Here is a 20,871-nt window from a genome sequence, read left to right as displayed (position 1 = left end):
TCTGGGCGGCCGGTCGTCCGTACGCTGGGCGGCCGCGTGCCGGGGTCCGGGTTTCGGGGGACGAGCGTCGGGGCAGCAGCCCATGCTCCGCTGTTGATCTGACACCATTCCCCGGGGGCCCCGTTCGGCGGATGGACAGGGCTCGTACTTCAGGACTTGCGACCAGGGGACGGATGGGACCGCGCAGTGCGGGGCTACGAACGCCAAGAGAGCTCGCGGGCTGAGACGGACCATCTTTCGCGGTTCGAGGCCGAGATGGACCGGCTGAAGACCGAACGAGAGAAGGCTGTTCAGCACGCCGAGGACCTCGGCTACCAGGTCGAGGTGTTGCGCGCCAAGCTGCACGAGGCGCGCCGCAACCTCGCGTCCCGCCCTGCCTATGACGGCGCGGACATCGGCTACCAGGCCGAGCAGTTGCTCCGTAACGCCCAGATCCAGGCCGATCAGCTGCGCCAGGACGCCGAGCGCGAGCTGCGGGACGCCAGGGCGCAGACCCAGCGCATCCTCCAGGAGCACGCCGAGCAGCAGGCCAGGCTCCAGTCCGAGCTGCACTCCGAGGCGGTGTCGCGCCGTCAGCAGCTCGACCAGGAGCTGTCCGAGCGCCGCCAGACCGTCGAGTCGCACGTCAACGAGAACGTGGCGTGGGCCGAGCAGCTGCGCGCGCGTACGGAACAGCAGGCGCGCCGTCTGCTCGACGAGTCCCGCGCCGAGGCCGACCAGGCCCTGGCCGCCGCCCGCGCCGAGGCCGAGCGCGTCGCCGAAGAGGCGCGGCAGCGCATGTCGAGCGACGCCGAGTCCGCCCGCGCGGAGGCCGAGTCGATCACGCGCCGGGCCCGCACGGACGCCGAGCGCCTCCTGAACGCCGCGTCGACGCAGGCGCAGGAGGCCACCGACCACGCGGAGAGCCTGCGCTCGACCACGGCCACCGAGTCCGAGCAGGCGCGCCGTCAGGCCACCGAGGCGAGCCGGGCCGCCGAGCAGCGGATGGCGGAGGCCGAGACGGCGCTGCGCGAGGCGCGCACGGAGGCCGACAAGGTCGTCGCCGAGGCGAAGGAGGCCGCGGCCAAGCAGCTGTCGGCCGCCGAGGGCGCCAACGAACAGCGCACGCGTACGGCCAAGGAGCAGGTCGCCCGCCTGGTCGGCGAGGCCACGAAGGAAGCCGAGGCCACGAAGGCCGAGGCCGAGCAGGTCGTCGCCGACGCCCGCGCCGAGGCCGAGAAGCTGATCAAGGACGCCGGCGAGAAGGCCCGCACGATCACCGCCGAGGAGACCGCGGGTCAGCTCGCCAAGGCGGCCCGTACGGCGGAGGACGTACTCGACAAGGCTTCGAAGGACGCCAAGGAGACGACGAAGTCCGCCACCGAGGAGGCCGAGCGGATCCGCTCGGAGGCCGAGGCGGAGGCGGACCGGCTGCGCGGCGAGGCGCACGACATCGCCGAGCAGCTCAAGGGCGCGGCGAAGGACGACACCAAGGAGTACCGCGCCAAGACCGTCGAGCTGCAGGAGGAGGCGCGCAGGCTGCGCGGCGAGGCCGAGCAGCTGCGGGCCGACGCGGTCGCCGAGGGCGAGCGGATCCGTGGCGAGGCCCGGCGCGAGGCCGTCCAGAAGATCGAGGAGGCGGCCAAGTCCGCCGAGGAGCTGCTCGCCAAGGCGAAGGCCGACGCGGACGAGCTGAAGTCGGCCGCGACCACCGAGAGCGAGCGGGTCCGCACCGAGGCCATCGAGCGCGCCACGACCCTGCGCAAGCAGGCCGAGGAGACCCTTGAGCGCACCCGCGCGGAGGCCGAGCGGCACCGCGAGGAGGCCGCCGAGCAGGCCGAGGCCACGAAGTCGGAGGCCGAGGACGCCGCGCGGGCGCTGCACGACGAGACCGAGCGGGCGATAGCGGCACGGAAGTCCGAGGCCGCCGACGAGCTGACGCGCCTGCACACGGAGGCCGAGGAGCGCCTGGCCGCCGCCGAGCAGGCGCTGACCGACGCCCGCGCGGAGGCCGAGCGCATCCGCAAGGAAGCCGCCGACGAGACGGACCGGCTGCGCACGGAGGCCGCCGAGCGGATCCGCACCCTGCAGGCGCAGGCCGAGACCGAGGCCGAGCGGCTGCGCACGGAGGCCGCTTCGGACGCCTCGCAGGCGCGCGCCGAGGGCGAGAACGTCGCCGTGCGGCTGCGTTCGGAGGCCGCCGCCGAGGCGGAGCGGCTCAAGTCGGAGGCCCAGGAGTCCGCGGACCGGGTCCGCGCGGAGGCCGCCACCGCCGCCGAGCGCATCTCCACCGAGGCCGCGGAGGCGCTTTCCGCCGCCCAGGAGGAGGCCGCGCGGCGTCACCGCGAGGCCGAGGAGACCCTCAGCTCCGCGCGCGGCGAGGCCGATCAGGAGCGCGAGCGGGCCCGCGAGCAGAGCGAGGAGCTGCTCGCCTCCGCCCGCAAGCGCGTCGAGGAGGCACAGGCCGAGGCCGTCCGCCTGGTCGAGGAGGCCGACCGCAGGGCGACCGAAATGGTCTCCAGCGCCGAGCAGACCGCGCAGTCCGTACGGGACTCCGTGGCCGGCCTGCACGAGAGCGCGCAGGACGAGGTCGCGGGCCTGCGCAGCGCCGCCGAGCACGCGGCGGAGCGTACGAGGACCGAGGCGCAGGAGGAGGCGGACCGCGTCCGCGCGGACGCCTACGCCGAGCGTGAGCGCGCCACGGAGGACGCCAACCGCACCCGGCGCGAGGCGAACGACGAGGCCGAGGCCGCCAAGTCCCTCGCGGAGCGCACGGTTTCGGACGCGATCGCGGAGGCCGAGCGGCTGCGCTCGGAGGCTTCCGAGATCGCCCAGCGTTCGCGTACGGAAGCCTCGGACGCGATCGCATCGGCCGAGCAGGACGCCTCACGCACGCGTGCCGACGCCCGCGAGGACGCCAACCGCATCCGCAGCGACGCCGCGAACCAGGCCGACCAGTTGATCGGCGAGGCTCGCGGCGAGGCCGAGCGGCTGCAGACGGAGACGACCGCCGAGGCCGACCGGCAGCGCACGGACTCGGTGGCGAAGGCCGAGAAGCTCATCTCGGACGCCACGGGCGACGCCGAGCGGCTTCGCGCGGACGCCGCCGAGACGGTGGGCTCGGCCCAGCAGCACGCCGAGCGCATCCGGTCCGAGTCCGAGCGCGTCAAGGCGGAGGCCGCGGCCGAGGCCGAGCGGCTCACCTCGCAGGCGCGGGAGGAGGCCGAGCGCACCCTGGACGAGGCGCGTCAGGCGGCCAACAAGCGCCGCTCGGAGGCTGCCGAGCAGGTCGACACGCTCATCACGGAGGCGGCGGCCGAGGCCGAGAAGCTGACGTCCGACGCCCAGGAGAAGGCGCTCAAGGCGACCACGGACGCGGAGGCGCAGGCCGACACGATGGTCGGCGCGGCCCGCACGGAGGCCGACCGGCTTGTCTCCGAGGCGACGGTCGAGGGCAACTCCGCGGTGGAGAAGGCCCGTACGGACGCGGACGAGCTGCTCGTCGGCGCCCGCCGCGACGCGACGGCCATAAGGGAGCGCTCCGAGGAGCAGCGCGACCGTCTGACCGCCGAGATCGAGGAGCTGCACGAGCGTGCGCGCCGCGAGTCCGCCGAGGCGATGAAGTCCGCGGGCGAGCGCTGCGACGCGCTTGTGAAGGCCGCCGAGGAGCAGCGTGCCGAGGCCGAGGCGAAGGCCAAGGAGCTGGTGTCGGACGCGAGTTCCGAGGCCGCCAAGGTGCGTATCTCCGCCGTGAAGAAGGCCGAGGGGCTGCTCAAGGAGGCCGAGACGAAGGTGGCCGGCCTGGTGCGCGACGCCGAGCGGGTCACGGCGGAGGCGGAGGCCGAGGCCGAGCGGATGGTCTCCGAGGGCAAGCGCGAGCTCGAAGTGCTCGTCCGGCGGCGCGAGGACATCAACGCCGAGATTTCCCGTGTCCAGGACGTGCTCGAGGCGTTGGAATCTTTTGAGGCCCCGGCAGCCGGCGCGAAACCGCCGTCGAACGGCGGCTCCGGCACGGGGGGCGTCAAGGCCGGTGCGGCGGCGGGGTCAACTCGATCGGGTGGCAAGACGTCTGAGGGCTAGCCAAGGAGCTTCTGCCGTGCTTTGAAAGGACCTTCGGCACTGTCCCTGGCAAGTGCTCTGGCGGTTAGCCACTCAAAAGGGGTGTCATTCTCCAGATCAAACGGGCATCTGCTCGATGACACGCCGCTTGGACCCCTAGGATTCCCTCTATCACCTCACCGGTCTCATTCGACAGGAACCCCATGAGCGACACTTCCCCCTACGGCTTCGAGCTTGTGCGGCGTGGGTACGACCGCGCTCAGGTGGACGAACGTATCTCCAAGCTCGTCTCCGACCGTGACAGCGCTCTCGCACGTATCACTGCTCTGGAAAAGCGCATCGAGGAACTGCACCTCGAGACGCAGAACGCCCAGGCCCAGGTAGCCGACGCCGAGCCGTCGTACGCCGGTCTCGGTGCCCGCGTCGAGAAGATCCTCCGCCTCGCCGAGGAGGAGGCGAAGGACCTGCGCGAGGAGGCCCGTCGCGCCGCCGAGCAGCACCGCGAGCTCGCCGAGTCGGCGGCCCAGCAGGTGCGCAACGACGCCGAGTCGTTCGCCGCCGAGCGCAAGGCCAAGGCGGAGGACGAGGGCGTCCGGATCGTCGAGAAGGCCAAGGGCGAGGCGGGTGCGCTGCGTACCGAGGCGCAGAAGGACGCTCAGTCCAAGCGCGAGGAGGCGGACGCCCTCTTCGAGGAGACCCGCGCGAAGGCCGCCCAGGCCGCCGCCGACTTCGAGACGAACCTCGCCAAGCGCCGCGAGCAGTCGGAGCGTGACCTTGCCTCGCGGCAGGCGAAGGCGGAGAAGCGCCTCGCGGAGATCGAGCACCGCGCGGAGCAGCTTCGCCTCGAGGCGGAGAAGCTGCGCACGGATGCCGAGCGTCGCGCCCGGCAGACGGTGGAGACGGCTCAGCGTCAGGCAGAGGACATCGTCGCCGATGCCAATGCCAAGGCTGACCGGATTCGGAGCGAGTCGGAGCGGGAGCTTGCCGCTCTGACGAACCGTCGCGACTCCATCAATGCTCAGCTGACCAACGTTCGCGAGATGCTGGCCACCCTCACGGGTGCGGCCGTCGCCGCGGCGGGTACGCCTGCCGAGGACGAGCCGATCACCCGCGGGGTGCCTGCTCAGCAGACGCGATAGCGTCGTGGGGACACTGCGGGTCCGCTGTGGCTTGTCGCGCCCACGCGGCGGAGCCGCAGATTAGTACAGCCCCGCGCCCCTAAAGGGGCACTCCCCCCAAGGCGCGTATAGAGCCCCCTGTCCAAGTGGCAGGGGGCTCTAGCCCGTTTTAGCGTTGGCGCATGATCGAGCTCGAGGGGCTGACCAAGCGGTACGGCGAGAAGGTCGCCGTCAACCATCTGACCTTCACCGTGCACCCGGGCATCGTCACCGGCTTCCTCGGCCCCAACGGCGCGGGCAAGTCCACGACCATGCGGATGATGCTCGGGCTCGACAATCCCTCGGCGGGGAACGTCCGTATCGACGGCAAGCGGTACGCGCAGCTGAGGGACCCGCTGAAGTACATCGGCGCCCTCCTCGATGCCAAGGCCATGCACGGCGGGCGCAGCGCCTTCAATCACCTTCTCTGCCTCGCGCAGAGCAACGGCATCCCGCGCGCCCGCGTCCACGAGGTCCTGGACACCGTCGGCCTGACCCAGGTCGCCAAGAAGAAGGCCAAGGGCTTCTCGCTCGGCATGGGCCAGCGCCTTGGCATCGCGGGCGCGCTGCTCGGCGACCCCGAGATCCTGATGTTCGACGAGCCGGTCAACGGCCTCGACCCCGAGGGCATCCACTGGATCCGCAACCTGATGAAGTCCCTCGCCTCGCAGGGCCGTACGGTCTTCGTCTCCTCGCACCTGATGAGTGAGATGGCGCTGACCGCCGACCATCTGGTCGTCATCGGCCAGGGCCGGCTCCTCGCCGACACCTCCATGTCGGACTTCATCCAGCAGAACTCACGCTCGTACGTCCGAATGCGCTCCCCGCAGCGCGAACGGCTCCTCGACGTGCTGCACCAGGAGGGCATCACCGCCGTCGAGACGGGCAGCGGCTCCCTGGAGATCGACGGCACGCCCCCGGAGAAGCTCGGGGAAATCGCCGCCCGGCATCAGCTCGTCCTCCATGAGCTGAGCCCTCAACAGGCCTCCCTGGAAGAGGCGTTCATGCAGCTGACCGCGGAGTCGGTGGAGTATCACGCGCACGCCGACCATGAAGGGCCCGGCGCACCGCCGCCCCCGCAGCAGGCCGCGGACTGGGGCGCGGGCTGGCAGCAGCAGAAGAAGGGGTCCTGAGCGATGGCCGCGACGCAAGTCCTGAAGTCGGAGTGGACCAAGATCCGCTCGGTCGCGTCGACCGTGTGGACGCTGGGGCTCGCCGTGGTCGTCACGGTCGGGCTCGGCCTGCTGATCAGCATCCTGGCGAAGAACGACTACGACAGCCTCAACGCCCAGGACCGCAGGGTCTTCGACCCGACCTTCACCAGCTTCGCCGGGATGAGCCTCGGCCAGCTCGCGATGATCGTCTTTGGTGTGCTCGTCGTCTCGAACGAGTACAGCACCGGCATGATCCGCACCTCGCTCTCCGCGGTCCCGCAGCGCGGCACCTTCATGTTCAGCAAGGTCGCGGTCGCCACGCTGCTCTCGCTTGCGGTCGGCATCGTGACGAGCTTCATCGCGTTCTTCGTGGGGCAGGCGATGCTCGGCGAGCACAGGGCCGAGATCGGCGATCCCGGTGTGCTGCGCGCGGTCATCGGCGGCGGGCTCTACATGGCGCTCATCGCGATGTTCTCGATGGGCGTCGCCACGATGCTGCGCAGCCCGATGCTCTCGCTCGGCATCCTGATGCCGTTCTTCTTCCTGATCTCCAGCATCCTGGGCAACGTATCGGCCACGAAGAAGGTCGGCCGCTACCTCCCCGACCAGGCCGGAAGCAAAATCATGCAGGTGAAGACGCCGCTGGACGACGACACTCCGTACGGTCCGTGGGGCGGGCTCGCGATCATGGTGGCGTGGGTCGTGGTCGCCCTGATCGGCGGCTACGCCCTGTTGAAGAAGCGTGATGCCTAGCCTCTCGGCGCTCGGCCTCGACGAGGTGCCCGCCCTGCGGCCGCTGACGTATCCGGGGCGTCCGGCCCCCTGGCCCGCCGTCCTGGCCGGCGACGAGCTGCTCCCCCTCGATGTACGTCCGCTGCCGCTCGGCCAGTGGCCCGTGGCGGGGCTGACGCTCGACGAGACGCTGAGCGGGCGGGGCGAGGCGCCCACCGGCCGCAGGCACCCCGTCATCGCCGTGGGATCGAACGCCTCGCCCGCGCAGGTCGCGTACAAACTGGCCCGGCGCGGCATCACCTCCGCCGTGCCGATGGTCCCGATGCGGGTGCGCGGCGTCGCGGTGGGCTGCTCGGCGCACATCGGGCGTGCCGGGTATGTGGCGGCCGCCCCTTACCTGGACCCGGCGGTCGAAACCTCCCTGGTCGTGAGTTGGCTGGATCAGGACCAGTTCCGTGTGGTCGACGACACGGAGCTGCCCAACTACCGGCGGGCGCTGCTTCCGGGCGGCGACTTCGCGATGACACTGCCGTCCGGTGAGCGGCTCGACGGCGCGTATCTCTACGTCAGTACGTACGGCGTCCTCGCCGATCCGCGGTCGGGCCTGCCACGCCCCGGCGGCGGCGACCAGGCGGCGCTGCTCGCCTCGCTCATCGCGGATTCGGCCGCCCTGCGCGGGCTGCTCGGGCCCGGTCCCGCCGACTGGGTGCGCAAGGCCGCCGCGGACCGCGAGCTGCGCGATCGCGGCAGGCGCGCCTTCGCCGACGCGGGCTGGGCGCTGCCACAGCCGGGTTTCCCGTGATGCCGCACTTTTACCCTCTCTTGGCTGGAACCGTCAGCTCGGCTATATCCTCCTAACCCTTACGGGGGCGTGTGCCCCGACGTCCTGAACCATTCGATGGGTGCGGAGAATGATCGAGGCAGTCGGCCTGACGAAGCGCTACGGCGCCAAGACAGCCGTGTACAACCTTTCCTTTCAGGTGCGACCCGGCACCGTCACCGGCTTCCTGGGCCCCAACGGCTCCGGCAAGTCGACGACGATGCGCATGATCCTCGGGCTCGACCAACCCACCACGGGCCAGGTGACGATCGGCGGCTACCCGTACCGCAAGCTCCCCAACGCCCCGCGCCAGGTCGGCGCCCTGCTCGACGCCAAGGCGGTGCACGGCGGCCGGCACGCCCGTAACCACCTCCTGTGCCTGGCGCAGCTCTCCGGCATCCCGGCCCGCCGGGTCGACGAGGTGCTCGGCGTCGTGGGCCTCCAGGACGTGGCGAAGAAGCGCTCCAAGGGCTTCTCGCTCGGCATGGGCCAGCGCCTGGGCATCGCGGCCGCTCTCCTGGGCGACCCGCAGGTGCTGCTCTTCGACGAGCCGGTCAACGGCCTCGACCCCGAGGGCATCCTCTGGGTCAGGAACCTGATGAAGTCCCTCGCGGCCGAGGGGCGTACGGTCTTCGTCTCCTCGCACCTGATGAGCGAGATGGCGCTGACCGCCGAGCACTTGATCGTGATCGGCCGCGGGCAGCTGCTCGCGGACATGAGCGTCAAGGACTTCATCTCGCACAACTCCGCCGACTTCGCCCGGGTGCGTACGCCGGACAGCGAGCCGCAGCAGCGCGAGAAGCTGACGGCCGCGCTGACCGAGGCCGGCGGCCAGGTCCTGCCCGAGCAGGACGGCGCGCTCCGGGTCACCGGGCTTCCGCTGCCCCGCATCAGCGACCTCGCGCACGGCGCGGACGTCCGCGTGTGGGAGCTCTCCCCGCACCAGGCCTCGCTGGAAGAGGCGTACATGCGGATGACGCAGGGCGCCGTCGACTACCGCTCCACGGTCGACCAGCGGGCGGGCCTGCAGCAGCCCGTGCAGCAGGGCGCCATGCCCGGTGGCATGCCGCCGCAGGGCCAGATGCCCGTGCCCGGCCAGGGCCAGCCCGGGTGGTACGCACCGCCGCCGCCCCAGCAGGGCGGTCAGCCCTTCGCGATGCAGCAGGGCGCCCCGCAGGGCCCGCCTCAGGGCACCCCCAACCCGTACGCGGCCGCCCCCGCACCTGAGATGACCAAGAGCGCCACCGACAACGAGGATGCCCGATGACCACGCCTCCGACTCCGCAGCCGCAGGCGCAGCCCCAGCAGGCGTACGCACAGGCCGGCGCCCCCATGCCGCAGGGCGCCCCGATGGCTCCCCCGCCCGCCGCGCCCGCGCCGCCCTCCGCCTGGCAGCAGGCGATGAGCAACGCCTACACCTCGCCGATCCCGGTCAAGAAGACCCACATCGGCAACGCCCTGGCCTCCGAGTGGACGAAGATCAAGTCGGTCCGCTCGACGATGTGGACGCTCGGCGTCTTCCTCCTCCTGGTCATCGGCATCGGCCTGCTCGTCGCCGCGCAGACGGAACCCCGTGACTATCTGGACGTGCCGTTCACCATCCCGGCGTTCTTCGGTCTGGTCCTCGGCCAGATCTGCCTGATCACGCTCGGCGTCCTGGTGACGTCGTCCGAGTACGGCACGGGCATGATCCGTACGACGTTCACGGCGTCGCCGCAGCGCTACCGCGTCCTCGCCGCGAAGATCGTGGTCTTCTTCGTGATCGCCTTCGTCGTCTCGGCGGCGTCCATCTTCCTGGTGGGCGCCATGACGTCGGGGATGCACAGCGGCTCTGAGGCGGGCGACGTGGCGTGGGGCGGCACGGTCCTCAAGGGCGGCCTCTACGTCTCGCTCCTGGGCGTCCTCGCCCTGGCGGTCGGCTCGATGCTGCGCCACTCGGCGGGCGCGATCACCGCGATGCTGGGCCTGGTCCTGGTGCCCGCGATCCTGCCCGCGTTCCTGCTGATCTCGGAGAGCACCCGCAGCGTGGGCGAGAAGATGATGGACTACAACGCGCCCAACTCGCTCGCCAAGATCTTCCAGATCGACACCGGCTCGGGCAACGGCAACTCGCAGCTGGTGCTGCTGATCGTCGTGACGCTGGCCGCGATCGTCGGCGCCTTCGCGCTTCTGGAGAAGCGCGACGTCTGATCCTCAGTACCGAGGCGCGTTACGGGACCGCTGCACCCGCGAGGTGCGGCGGTCCTTCGCGTTCCAGCAGGCCTTGTGCCAGTGCCTGCGCTCGTCCACGCCCGAGTGCTCGGGCCAGGCCACCACATGCGCCATGCCGGACGGGATCTCCTGGTCGCAGCCGGGGCAGCGGTAGGTCTTGCCCGCCGCGCTCGCGCCCGCGACATGGCGCACGCTCCACTGCTCGTCCTGCCAGCTCTCGGCCCGCTGGAAGCCGCCGTAGCGGCCCGAAGGCTCCGCGTCCGCACGCGGACTGTCTTCTCCGGCTCCGGCGCCCTTGGGGCGGTTGCGACGCGGGGACACAGGACACCTCACTGGATGTACGGGGTTCAGGGGTGTGTCCAGCCTACGCGTCGCCCTCAGGGGTAGGCGTCCTGCACCAATCCCCACAGATCCCCCCTGCATTGCGCAGAAAATCCGTCAATCTTCATGCCAGGCCGTGCCTTTGGCACGTGTCACGCGTTGTTGCCCGTAGGGGGAGTGCCTGCGTCGGCGCCAAGGAGGCAGGAGTGCGATGCGTGTAGGTAGTTTTGTTCTGGCCGCCCAGTTCCCCGGACAGGGGCAGGGGGAGGCGCTGCACCGTGCGGTGCGGTCCGCCGAGGTGGCCGAGGAGGCGGGTCTGGACGCGGTCTGGCTCGCCGAGCACCACTTCGTGCCGTACGGCACGTGTCCGTCCGCCGTGACCCTCGCCGCGCTCCTTCTCGGGCGTACGCGGCGCATCCGCGTCGGCACCGCCGTGAGCGTGCTGCCGACCGCGCATCCCGTCGCGCTCGGCGAGCAGGCGGCGCTGCTGCACGTGACGTCCGGCGGGCGCTTCTCGCTGGGTGTGGGGCGCGGCGGGCCATGGGTGGACCTGGAGGTCTTCGGCTCCGGTCTCGACGCGTACGAGAAGGGCTTCCCGGAGTCCCTCGATCTGCTGCTGCGGTGGCTGACCGAGCCCCGGGTCGCCAGCGAGAACGGCCGCTTCGCCTTCCGCGAGGTCGCCGTGGTGCCCCGCCCGCAAGAGGCCCTGCCCGGCTCGGACGTCTCGGACGCCTCGGGCGCCGACACTCCGGAGGCGGTGGGCGGCCCCGAGCTGATCGTCGCCTGCACCTCGCCGTCGAGCGTGCGGCTCGCTGCGGAGCGCGGTCTGCCGATGCTGCTCGGCATGCATGTCGGCGACGAGGAGAAGGCCGAAATGGTGGCGTTGTGGCGCAGGCACGCGCGCGCCTCGGGGCGCACGCCGGAGGAGATCCACACGGCCGCGCACGTCTCCGCCGGGGTCGCGCAGATCGCGGACCGGCGCCTGGAAGCGGCGGAGACGCTGCAGAAGGCGATGCCGGGCTGGCTGAAGCAGGGACTGGACGCGCATGTCACGGTCGACGGCCGGGCGCGGGCGATGCGGGACCCGCTCGCGTACACCGAACTGCTCTGCGGCATCCACCCGGTGGGCACCCCCCAGGTGTGCGCCGACCGGATCTCGGCGACCTCGGAGCGGACGGGCATCACACGCTTCGCGCTGCTTGTCGAGGGCTCGGGAGATCTGTCCACGACGGAGGAGAACGTCCGCAGGCTGGGCGCCGAGGTGCTGCCCCAGCTGGGCTGAGCCGCCGGGGCGGGGAGCTGCCGCTCCGGTACTAGAACACCTCCCGCGTACGGAGCGGCAGCAACAGGCGTCAGCAGTCCCGCAGTTCGGGTGACTGATTGAGCAACTGACCTCGGATCGAGGTGAATCGGGCCAGCCGGTCGTCCACGGAAGCATCCAGGGGGAACACCGCCACACGGTGGCAGTTCTGGAATGCCAGGCGCACGCCGAAGTGCCGTTGCAGCGCACCGCGGATCGCGTCACTCGCGAGTGCGCGCAGCAGCTGGCCACGCGCCTGCTCGTCGGGCGGCGGCGTCTGATTGTCGGCGAACTCTCCGCCGTCAACCTTCAGCTGGGCCACCAGGGAGCTGATCATCTCCCATGCGTAGGGCAGGGAGGTCCGGACGCAGTCGACGAATTCCGCTTCATCGACCTCGCCTCGCTCGGCCTGTTCCAACAGTGCCGGTGAGACGTCGAGCGACATGGGTTCTCCTCTCGCACCCCCGGGGAGCGGGGGCTTACGGACAGGGAAGAAGTCTGCATACGCAGAGTGCACGCATGACGACCTCCTGCTTATACGGTAAGCATCGGACCGGCACCGCACCAGGAGATTGGGCACATAACCGGCCAGGATCGAACAGCCCCATCGACGGCGAAATCGCGCGCACCACCTGGTGTCGAGTAGCGTTGCGCCCCATGCGTCTCGTCATTGCCCGATGCTCCGTGGATTACGCGGGCAGGCTCACCGCCCATCTCCCGTCGGCCCCCCGCCTGATCCTTGTGAAGGCGGACGGCAGTGTCTCGATCCACGCGGACGACCGGGCCTACAAACCCCTCAACTGGATGTCCCCGCCCTGCACGTTGAAGGAGGGTTCGGGGGACGACGCCGGCGTCTGGACCGTCGTGAACAAGGCGGGCGAGAAGCTCATCATCACGATGGAGGAGATCCTGCACGACTCCTCGCACGAACTCGGCGTCGATCCCGGCCTCATCAAGGACGGCGTAGAAGCACACCTTCAGGAACTGCTCGCCGACCGGATCGAGACCCTCGGCGACGGCTACTCCCTGATCCGCCGCGAGTACATGACGGCGATCGGCCCGGTGGACATCCTCTGCCGTGACGCCGACGGGCAGACCGTCGCCGTCGAGATCAAGCGGCGCGGTGAGATCGACGGCGTCGAGCAGCTCACCCGCTATCTGGAGCTCCTCAACCGCGACCCGCACCTCGCACCGGTCAAGGGCATCTTCGCCGCCCAGGAGATCAAGCCCCAGGCGCGCGTGCTCGCCACGGACCGGGGTATCGGCTGCACCGTCCTGGACTACAACGCGATGCGCGGCATCGAGGACGACAAGCTGCGGCTGTTCTAGTCTTCCGTCGGTTTCCGTACGTACGTGAGGGCCGGGTCCTGATGGACCCGGCCCTCCTCTTTTCGTACATCAGATGCTCGGCGACGCGGGCTCGCTGCTCGTCGCCGGGCCGCTCGCCGAGTCCGAGGTGTCCGGGGACGACGGCGGATCCGAGGTCGGGTCCGTGGTCGTCGGCGGCGGCGTCGTCGGCGGCTTCGTCGTGGGCGGCTTCGTCGTCGGGGGCTTGGTCGTGGGCGGCTTCGTGGTCGGCGGCTTCGTCGTGGTGGGCGGCTTGGTCGTGGGCGGCTTCGTCGTCGTCGGGTCGTCGGACGGGTCGTCCGACGGCTTGTCGCTGCCGCTCGGGTCGTCCGACGGTTCGCCGCTTTCGCTCGGCTCGTCCGAAGTGCCCGGCACACCCTGGTCCGTGTCCTCAGGACGGCTCGTCGAGTCCTTCGCCGGCTTGTCGGCGGTCAGGCCGTCGTCGTCGCGGTCCTCGCTCGCCGACTGCTCCGTCTTGACCTTGTCCGGCGGCGGATCGTCGTTCCCGGACGTCGCGCCCAGCGTCACCACCGTGCCGAGCACGGCGGCGAGGAGGGCTCCCGCGCCCGCCGCCACCAGGTTGCGCCGGGTGCCGCTCACGATGGAGCGGCGGGTCGGTGCCGCGCCGGAGCCCCCGGCGGGCGTGGCCTTGCGGGTCACCAGCGTCTCGGGCTCCGGGGGCGGCCCAGGCAGCGAGAACGCCGCGGGGACGCCGCCCGGGGGCGACGCCGACTCTTCGTAGCGCGCGTCGGGCACTTCCTCGCCCGCGGCCGTGCGGCCGCCGGGCAGCGCGCCGCCGGAGCGGTCGGCGACCAGCGCGAGGGCCCTGCGGCCCGCGATCATGCCGCGCTTGTCGGCGAGGGCGCCGCGCAGGCCGATGGAGGCCTCCAGCTCGGCGCGGGCCCGGTCGAGGTGGCCGCCGCAGAGCGCGAGGATGCCGAGCTCGTGGTGGAAGTACGCCTCCTCGGCGACCTCACCGGCGGTGCGCGCGGCCTCCTGGCCCGACCGCAGAGCACGCTCCCACGCGCCCCAGTTGAGCCCGCCGGCGAAGGCGGGCGCGACGGTGCGGGCCAGCAGCACGGCGGCGCTCTGCTCGCCTCCCACGGCGCCTGAGGTCTGCCCCGGCCGCCCGGCGACCAGGACGCCGAGCGCGGCGAGCACGGCGTCCGCCTCGGCCGCTACCCGCTCGGGGCTGACCGAGGGGTGCCCGGCCCACCAGGCGTAGTGCTGGGCGGCGCTCTGCGCGCGCTCGGCCATGTCGTCGGCGTACCCGGAAGTCTCCAGCTGGGTGCGGACGCCGGCGGCGAGGCGGTAGTGCGCGCCGACCGGCGTGACGAGCGCGGTGGAGACCAGCTCGGCGAGGGCCGCGTCCGCGTGGGTGTTCCCCACCAGGGCCGGCAGATGCGCCTGATGCGGCAGCTCGCCGCCGAGCGCGACGGCGAACCGCAGGGTGGTGCGGGCGGACGGGCTCAGCCGGGAGGCGAGCAGGGCCGCGGGCGCCGCTCCGTCGGCGAGCGAGGGCAGCGGTACGTCGTGGCCCTCGGCGTCGAAGGGCGCGTCGACCGGGCCCTCTACGTAGTAGCCGTACTCGTCGAAGGCGTTGGGGTCGGCGCGCAGCTGGTCGCGCTGGCGCAGCAGGGCGCCGGCCTGCACGAAGCGCAGCGGCAGGCCCTCGGACTCGAACCACAGGTCGCCCGCCCAGGCCGCCTCGTCGTCCGTCAGGACGCGGCCGACGCCGCGCTCCAGGAGCTCGAGGCCGCCGCTGCGGCCGAGGCCGCCGAGGAAGACCTCTTCGAGGTGCGAGTCGGCGGAGGGTGCCGCGACGTCGGGCGTCGCGGATATCAGGAAGGCACACTCGGGCGTCGCGTCGAGCAGCTCCTCCAGGCCCGAGCCGCCGAACTCCAGGTCGTCCAGGACGACGACCGCCCCGATCTCATGGACGAGTTCGAGCAGCAGGGTGCGGTCGGGGCGGTGCAGCGGTGCGTTGTAGACGGCCCCGAAGAGGTCCTGGAGCAGATCGCCCGGGCTCTTGTGGTAGCCGGAGAGCCGGACGACGCCGTCCGGTGCGAGGTCGGCGCAGTCCTCCGCGACGGCGTTCAGGAGCGCCGTGCGCCCCGAGCCCGCGGGACCGGTGAGCCGGACCGAGCGCCCGCGCGCGAGCAGGCGTACGAGCCGCTCGCGCTCCTCCTGGCGTTCGAGGAGCGGCATCCGGGGCAGCGCAGGACCCGGCGGCACGGGCGGCACCGCGGCGCGGCGCAGCTCGGCGCGCTCGGCGGCGGAGCGCTTGACGGGGCGCGAGGGCCGCTCGCCCGGCGGGCAGGGCTCTATCTCGCTGCCGTCGACCGGGTTCACGGTGAGCAGGAAGTCGCCCGAGATGAGCTGGACGGTGCGGGCAAGCGCGGGTGCGGGCTGCCCGAAGTCGGGTGTCAGAGGATCGCGGGGTGGCCGCGATCGGCGCGCCGAATCGTCGTCATTCATGCCGTCTTGGCCATACTCTTCCGGTCCCCGGTTCATCGGGTCCATGGTCAAAGCCCCCCAGATGCGTGGTGTACACAGCCCCCTCCGGCCTTGTGCACACTGCGCTGTCGCTTCTGGTCCGGTGCCCCCGCTCGGGTTCTCACATCGGTGGCGACCGAACCCTAGACCTTCGCTCAGTATCTACGAACGGGCGGGGTACCGCCCCGTCCGAGACGTCACAGTCTCGTGAGGATTGTGCGCGAGATGCGTTTCCTACCGGATCGCCGGGGATCCCCGGCGATCACACACGGGGAAGCGATTCCACCCCGATGCCACCCTCGATCGCGAGGATCCGGTGCAGCCGGGTGGCCACCAGCAGACGCTGCATCTGGGGCGGTACATCACGCAGCACGAGCCGGCGTCCGCACCGTCCCGCGCGCCGGTGCGCGCCCATGATCACGCCGAGTCCCGTGGCGTCCCACGAGTCGAGTTCGGACAGGTCGAGCACCAGGTCGCCGGCTCCGTCGTCGACGGCCGAGTGCAGGACCGTACGGGCGTCCGCCGCGCTGCGTACGTCGAGGCGTCCCCCGACGACCAGCTGGGCCTGGTCGCCCCTGATGTGCATATGCGCTCCCCGAGAGTGCCGAGTTTCCTGTGACGTCTGTTCCGTAAGGCGTCTGCGTATGTCACTGCAACTGACTGCCGCATGGACAAGGAAGTTGCCGTCTGTAAGCGAACCGATACCGAATTCACTCCGAGGGGTGACCCCGCAAGGGAGGAGATGGCGTCAGTGCTTGTAGAACCCCTGCCCGCTCTTGCGTCCGATGTCACCGGCGTCAACCATCCGGCGCATCAGCTCGGGCGGTGCGAACTTCTCGTCCTGGGACTCCGTGTAGATGTTGCTGGTGGCGTGCAGCAGGATGTCGACGCCCGTCAGATCGGCGGTCGCGAGCGGCCCCATGGCGTGCCCGAAGCCGAGCTTGCAGGCGATGTCGATGTCCTCGGCGGTGGCGACACCCGACTCGTAGAGCTTGGCGGCCTCGACGACGAGCGCGGAGATCAGACGGGTCGTCACAAAGCCGGCCACGTCGCGGTTCACGACGATGCAGGTCTTGCCGACGGACTCGGCGAACTCCCGGGTGCGGGCGAGGGTCTCGTCGCTGGTCTTGTAGCCGCGGACGAGTTCGCAGAGCTGCATCATCGGCACCGGCGAGAAGAAGTGCGCGCCGACGACCCGCTCCGGACGCTCCGTCACGGCCGCGATCTTCGTGATCGGGATGGCGGAGGTGTTGGAGGCGAGCACCGCGTCCTCGCGCACGATCTTGTCGAGCGTACGGAAGATCTCGTGCTTGACCTCGAGCTTCTCGAAGACGGCCTCGACGACGATGTCCGCGTCGGCGACGGCGTCCATGTCGGTGCTCGTCGTGATGCGCCCGAGCGCCGCCTCGGCGTCCTCGGCGGCCAGCTTGCCCTTGCTCACGAACTTGTCGTACGACGCCTTGATCCCGTCGGTGCCACGGGTCAGGGCCTCATCGGTGACGTCGCGCAGGACGACGTCCCAGCCCGCCTGTGCGGAGACCTGTGCGATACCGGACCCCATGAGTCCGGCTCCGATGACGGCGAGCTTCCCTGCCACTGTTCCGACTCCCCTACCGCTTATCACGCCTGGCTTACACGCTGTTTACGTCTGCCTGTTCGCCGGACATTAGCGGTCGTGAGCGCCCAGGTGGCGGCGAAGAGATGCGCGTCACGTCTCAGATGACGGACATCACACTGGTACGGCTCATTCGGCGTCCCGCACCGCGTAGTTGAGGACCTTTTCGCTCAGTAGGTCCTCCATCTCGTCGAGGAGTTCGAGGGCATCGCGGGACACCTCGGCGGGCTTGCGGCACTTGACCATCTCGTCGCCGATCCAGGCCATGAGCGTGCTGTGGACCCAGGAGAGCTGACCCGCGATCAGTCCGGGCATGGGGTCGCCGTCGGCGGCCTTCGCCTCTTCGGCGAGGGTCGTCGTGAGATGCGCGAGCGCCTGCTGCTGGATCTCCCAGAGCCGGGAGCGCAGCGGGTGGGCCTCGTGGATGACCTTCATGAAGTCGGCCCATCCTGCGAAGAGGCCGATGCTGGGCGAGACGCTCTCCACGTCCGAGCGCAGCGCACGCAGGACGGCATGGGCGGCGGACTCCCCCGCGCGACGGCCGCGTACGTAGCCGGAGAGCCGGTCGACGACGGCCTCGCCGCGGTCGAGGAACAGGTCCTCCTTGGCGGGGAAGTAGTTGTAGACGGTGTTCACGGAGACGTCCGCGGCCTCCGCGACCTCCGCGACCGTCACCGTGACGAAGCCGTGCTCCAGGAACAGCCCCGTCGCGATGTCCGAGATTCGCTGCCTGGTCTGCCGCTTCTTGCGTTCCCTGAGCCCTTCAGCCATGAGCCCACCCTACGACCCTCTGCTTGGGCAACTGAAAAATTGGTGCCATTGCAAAATTTAAGAGACTCTGTTTTTGTGGTCGCCATGGCAATCATCAGCACGGCTGGGCTCACCCAGACCTTCCGCACCAAGCGCGGTCCCGTGGAGGCGGTGCGGGGCATCGACCTGACCGTCGCGCCCGGCGAGATCGTCGGCCTCCTCGGGCCGAACGGCGCGGGCAAGACGACGACGCTGCGCATGCTCACCACGCTCCTGCGGCCCACCGGCGGCGCCGCCACCGTCGCGGGCCTCGACCTGGCAGGCGATCCGGCGGGCGTCCGACGCAGGATCGGTTACGTCGCCCAGTCCGGCGGCGTCGACCCCAGCATCTCCGTACGCGAGGAACTGGTCACCCAGGGGCGCCTCTACCGCCTGACGAGGACTCAGGCTGCCTCCCGCGCCGAGGAGTTGGCGCACGACCTGGGCCTCACCGAGCTGCTCGACCGCAAGTGCGCCGCGCTCTCCGGCGGCCAGCGGCGGCGGCTCGACGTCGCCATGGGGCTGCTGCACCGGCCCGACGTGCTCTTCCTCGACGAGCCGACCACGGGGCTCGACCCGGGCAGCAGGGCCGATCTGTGGGCGCTGGTGCGGCGGCTTCGCGACGAGCACGGCACCACCGTGGTGCTCACCACGCACTACCTCGACGAGGCGGACGCGCTCTCCGACCGCCTCGTCGTCATCGACAAGGGCCTCGTGGTCGCCGAGGGCACGCCGAGCTCGCTCAAGCTCCAGTACGGCGGCTCGATCGACGCCTCGCTCCAGGACACCTTCCTCGCCATCACCGGGCGCGACCTCGCCCCCAAGGACACGGCGCCGGTCGCCGTCTGAACCCCAGGACCTCTCATGTCTGCGTTTCTCTCCGACACCGCCCTGATCTTCGGGCGGTACGCGCGCCAGACCCTGCGCTCCAAGTTCCAGATCCTCTTCGGCGTCCTGATGCCGCTGCTCTACCTGCTCTTCTTCGGCCCCCTCCTGACCGATCTGCCGCTCGGTTCGCGCGGCGACTCCTGGCAGGTGCTCGTGCCGGGGCTGCTGCTCCAACTCGGCCTGTTCGGAGCCTCGTACAGCGGATTCGCGATCATCATCGAGAAGCAGTTCGGGGTGGTGGAGCGGATGCGGGTCACGCCGGTGAGCCGGCTCGCGCTCCTGCTCGGGCGTGTCCTTCGCGATGCCGCGCTCTTCGTCTTCCAGGCGGTGCTTCTCGTCGTCGCGTCCCTGGCGATGGGGCTGCGGGCGCCGCTGGCCGGCATCCTCATCGGCTTCGCCTTCGTGGCGGTGCTCACCGTCGTCCTCGCGTCCCTGTCGTACGCGCTGGCGCTGCTCGTCTCCAAGGCGCACGAGTTCGGTCCCGTCATCAACGCGGTGAGCATGCCCTCGATGCTGCTCTCCGGCCTGATGCTGCCGATGGCGCTCGCGCCGGGCTGGCTGGACGTGCTCTCGCACTTCATGCCGTTCCGCTATCTCGTGGACGCGGTGCGGGCCGCCTATGTGGGCGACTACGCGAGTACGGCGATGCTGTACGGCGTGCTGACGGCGGCCGCGCTCACCCTGGTGTCCGTGACGGTCGGCACACGTGTCTTCCGGACGGCGGGCGCGTAACTAGGCTGACCCCATGGTCAATCTGACGCGCATCTACACCAGGACCGGCGACCAGGGCACGACGGCCCTCGGCGACATGAGCCGCACCGCCAAGACCGATCTGCGGATCGCGGCGTACGCCGACGCCAACGAGGCCAACGCCGCCATCGGCACGGCGATCGCGCTCGGCGGGCTCGACGAGGAGGTCGTGAAGGTCCTGGTCCGGGTCCAGAACGACCTCTTCGACGTGGGCGCCGATCTGTCCACGCCGGTCGCGGAGGACCCCGAGTACCCGCCGCTGCGCGTCGAGCAGTTCTACATCGACAAGCTGGAGGCGGACTGCGACCGCTTCAACGAGCAGCTGGAGAAGCTGCGCAGCTTTATCTTGCCGGGGGGCACAGCGGGCGCGACGCTGCTGCATCAGGCGTGCACTGTCGTGCGGCGGGCGGAGCGGTCCACTTGGGCTGCTTTTGAAGTCCACGGGGAGGTCATGAACCCGCTGACCGCCACGTACCTCAACCGCCTCTCCGACCTGCTGTTCATCCTGGCGAGGACGGCGAACAAGTCGGTGGGCGATGTCCTGTGGGTGCCCGGGGGCGAGCGCTAGGCACTCCGTCGGGAAGCGGGTACCTCGTCTGCGGGTACTTCGTGGCTGGTCGCGCAGTTCCCCGCGCCCCTTCGGGGCCCGACCACCGGCGGTGCCTTCTTCGGGAAGACCGTGTATGTCGCCGCGATGATGATGTTGATGCCGATCAGCCACAGCATCTTCTGCTGCCACATCCGCAGTGAGTCGATGTCGCCGTCGTCGCCCACGTACCAGACCGCGCCCTGCAGCAGCGCCATCGCGATCAGACCGGCGAGGACCCAGCGGGCGGCGATCTTCCACTCGTCGATCGCCTTGGCCGTGCCGTAGAGCTTGACGGGCGGCGGGCCGCCCGCGAAGCGGTGGGCCACGCGGACGTCGACCCACTTGATCGTGTAGTGGCCAAGGGCGATCGAGTAGCCGATGTAGACGGCGGCCAGGCCGTGCTTCCAGTCCGGCTCGGCGCCGTTCTTCAGGTCGATCGCGGTGACGACGAAGAGGACGACCTCCAGGATCGGCTCACACAGCAGTACGGCGATGCTCGCGCGCGGCATCTTCGCCCAGTAGCGCAGGGTCAGGCCTCCGGCCAGCAGCAGCCAGAAGCCGACCTCGCAAATGATGATCAGCGTGACAATCACGGTTCGCTCCTCTCGGTCACCTTTCCAGGCTCCCGTCAGGGCGGCCGCGGATCATCGTCGGCAGTGACGAA

General features: G+C 70.7%; 19 protein-coding genes. 12 read left to right on the top strand and 7 right to left on the bottom strand.

The annotated features are described in order from the left end of the window. Positions 1-186 precede the first annotated feature (186 nt). The 7 genes from scy to OG453_RS25625 all read left to right on the top strand — a co-directional run bounded on the left by scy (position 187) and on the right by OG453_RS25625 (position 10,091). Positions 187-4,059 (top strand): polarized growth protein Scy, encoded by a 3,873-nt coding sequence (gene scy, locus OG453_RS25655; protein ID WP_266870836.1) that lies wholly within the window; start codon positions 187-189, stop codon positions 4,057-4,059. 182 nt (positions 4,060-4,241) lie between these two features. Continuing rightward, on the top strand, positions 4,242-5,177 hold the full coding sequence (locus OG453_RS25650) for a cellulose-binding protein (protein WP_266870835.1): 936 nt from the start codon (positions 4,242-4,244) through the stop codon (positions 5,175-5,177). A 161-nt stretch (positions 5,178-5,338) separates the two neighbouring features. After that, entirely contained in the window at positions 5,339-6,328 is a 990-nt protein-coding gene (locus OG453_RS25645; RefSeq protein WP_266870834.1) for an ABC transporter ATP-binding protein, read from the top strand. A gap of 3 nt (positions 6,329-6,331) precedes the next feature. Next, positions 6,332-7,102 (top strand): ABC transporter permease, encoded by a 771-nt coding sequence (locus OG453_RS25640; protein WP_266870833.1) that lies wholly within the window; start codon positions 6,332-6,334, stop codon positions 7,100-7,102. Further along, positions 7,095-7,883 (top strand): hypothetical protein, encoded by a 789-nt coding sequence (locus OG453_RS25635; RefSeq protein WP_266870832.1) that lies wholly within the window; start codon positions 7,095-7,097, stop codon positions 7,881-7,883. Before OG453_RS25640 ends, OG453_RS25635 begins: the two co-directional genes overlap by 8 nt. A gap of 109 nt (positions 7,884-7,992) precedes the next feature. After that, positions 7,993-9,168 carry an ABC transporter ATP-binding protein gene (locus OG453_RS25630; protein WP_266870831.1) on the top strand — a complete coding sequence of 392 codons (1,176 nt, stop codon included), beginning with the start codon at positions 7,993-7,995 and terminating at the stop codon, positions 9,166-9,168. Between the two features lie 134 nt (positions 9,169-9,302). Further along, a complete protein-coding gene (locus OG453_RS25625) occupies positions 9,303-10,091 on the top strand; it encodes an ABC transporter permease (RefSeq protein ID WP_266873126.1) in 789 nt (262 codons plus the stop codon). A 3-nt stretch (positions 10,092-10,094) separates the two neighbouring features. Here OG453_RS25625 and OG453_RS25620 read toward each other — a convergent pair whose 3' ends face one another. Continuing rightward, positions 10,095-10,433: an ATP/GTP-binding protein gene (locus OG453_RS25620; RefSeq protein WP_266870830.1), complete on the bottom strand. Its 339-nt coding sequence runs from the start codon at positions 10,431-10,433 to the stop codon at positions 10,095-10,097. Positions 10,434-10,644: 211 nt separating this feature from the next. On the opposite strand from OG453_RS25620, the gene OG453_RS25615 reads away from it, so the two are divergent. Then, positions 10,645-11,715, top strand: coding sequence for an LLM class flavin-dependent oxidoreductase (locus OG453_RS25615; RefSeq protein WP_266870829.1), 1,071 nt, complete (start codon positions 10,645-10,647; stop codon positions 11,713-11,715). Positions 11,716-11,785: 70 nt separating this feature from the next. On the opposite strand, the gene OG453_RS25610 is transcribed toward OG453_RS25615, so the two are convergent. Next, positions 11,786-12,178, bottom strand: coding sequence for an SCO5389 family protein (locus OG453_RS25610; RefSeq protein ID WP_266870828.1), 393 nt, complete (start codon positions 12,176-12,178; stop codon positions 11,786-11,788). Between the two features lie 212 nt (positions 12,179-12,390). Here OG453_RS25610 and nucS point away from each other — a divergent pair, with 212 nt between their 5' ends. Beyond that, the gene (gene nucS / locus OG453_RS25605) at positions 12,391-13,062 is read left to right on the top strand and encodes an endonuclease NucS (protein WP_266870826.1); all 672 of its coding nucleotides are present in this window, start codon (positions 12,391-12,393) and stop codon (positions 13,060-13,062) included. Positions 13,063-13,131: 69 nt separating this feature from the next. Here nucS and OG453_RS25600 read toward each other — a convergent pair whose 3' ends face one another. The 4 genes from OG453_RS25600 to OG453_RS25585 all read right to left on the bottom strand — a co-directional run bounded on the left by OG453_RS25600 (position 13,132) and on the right by OG453_RS25585 (position 17,962). Further along, positions 13,132-15,603, bottom strand: coding sequence for an ATP-binding protein (locus OG453_RS25600; protein WP_266870825.1), 2,472 nt, complete (start codon positions 15,601-15,603; stop codon positions 13,132-13,134). Between the two features lie 235 nt (positions 15,604-15,838). Then, on the bottom strand, positions 15,839-16,162 hold the full coding sequence (locus OG453_RS25595) for an STAS domain-containing protein (RefSeq protein WP_016643271.1): 324 nt from the start codon (positions 16,160-16,162) through the stop codon (positions 15,839-15,841). Positions 16,163-16,324: 162 nt separating this feature from the next. Beyond that, complete coding sequence (locus OG453_RS25590) at positions 16,325-17,173, bottom strand: 3-hydroxyacyl-CoA dehydrogenase family protein (protein ID WP_266870824.1); 849 nt, start codon at positions 17,171-17,173, stop codon at positions 16,325-16,327. A 147-nt stretch (positions 17,174-17,320) separates the two neighbouring features. Then, entirely contained in the window at positions 17,321-17,962 is a 642-nt protein-coding gene (locus OG453_RS25585) for a TetR/AcrR family transcriptional regulator (protein ID WP_266870823.1), read from the bottom strand. 84 nt (positions 17,963-18,046) lie between these two features. On the opposite strand from OG453_RS25585, the gene OG453_RS25580 reads away from it, so the two are divergent. From OG453_RS25580 to OG453_RS25570, 3 genes are read left to right on the top strand one after another with little or no spacing between them, the layout of a single operon-like run. Continuing rightward, positions 18,047-18,829, top strand: coding sequence for an ABC transporter ATP-binding protein (locus OG453_RS25580; RefSeq protein ID WP_266870822.1), 783 nt, complete (start codon positions 18,047-18,049; stop codon positions 18,827-18,829). Between the two features lie 15 nt (positions 18,830-18,844). Then, a complete protein-coding gene (locus OG453_RS25575; protein ID WP_266870821.1) occupies positions 18,845-19,600 on the top strand; it encodes an ABC transporter permease in 756 nt (251 codons plus the stop codon). 13 nt (positions 19,601-19,613) lie between these two features. After that, a complete protein-coding gene (locus OG453_RS25570) occupies positions 19,614-20,186 on the top strand; it encodes a cob(I)yrinic acid a,c-diamide adenosyltransferase (RefSeq protein WP_266870819.1) in 573 nt (190 codons plus the stop codon). Here OG453_RS25570 and OG453_RS25565 read toward each other — a convergent pair. Beyond that, positions 20,183-20,800 (bottom strand): hypothetical protein, encoded by a 618-nt coding sequence (locus tag OG453_RS25565; RefSeq protein WP_266870818.1) that lies wholly within the window; start codon positions 20,798-20,800, stop codon positions 20,183-20,185. The two genes, OG453_RS25570 and OG453_RS25565, sit on opposite strands and share 4 nt — an antisense overlap. Between the last annotated feature and the right edge of the window lie 71 nt (positions 20,801-20,871).

The organism is Streptomyces sp. NBC_01381 (assembly GCF_026340305.1).
GTDB lineage: Bacteria > Actinomycetota > Actinomycetes > Streptomycetales > Streptomycetaceae > Streptomyces.
Note: the sequence above shows the minus strand (reverse complement) of the source record. Positions and strands in the feature narration are given on the sequence as shown.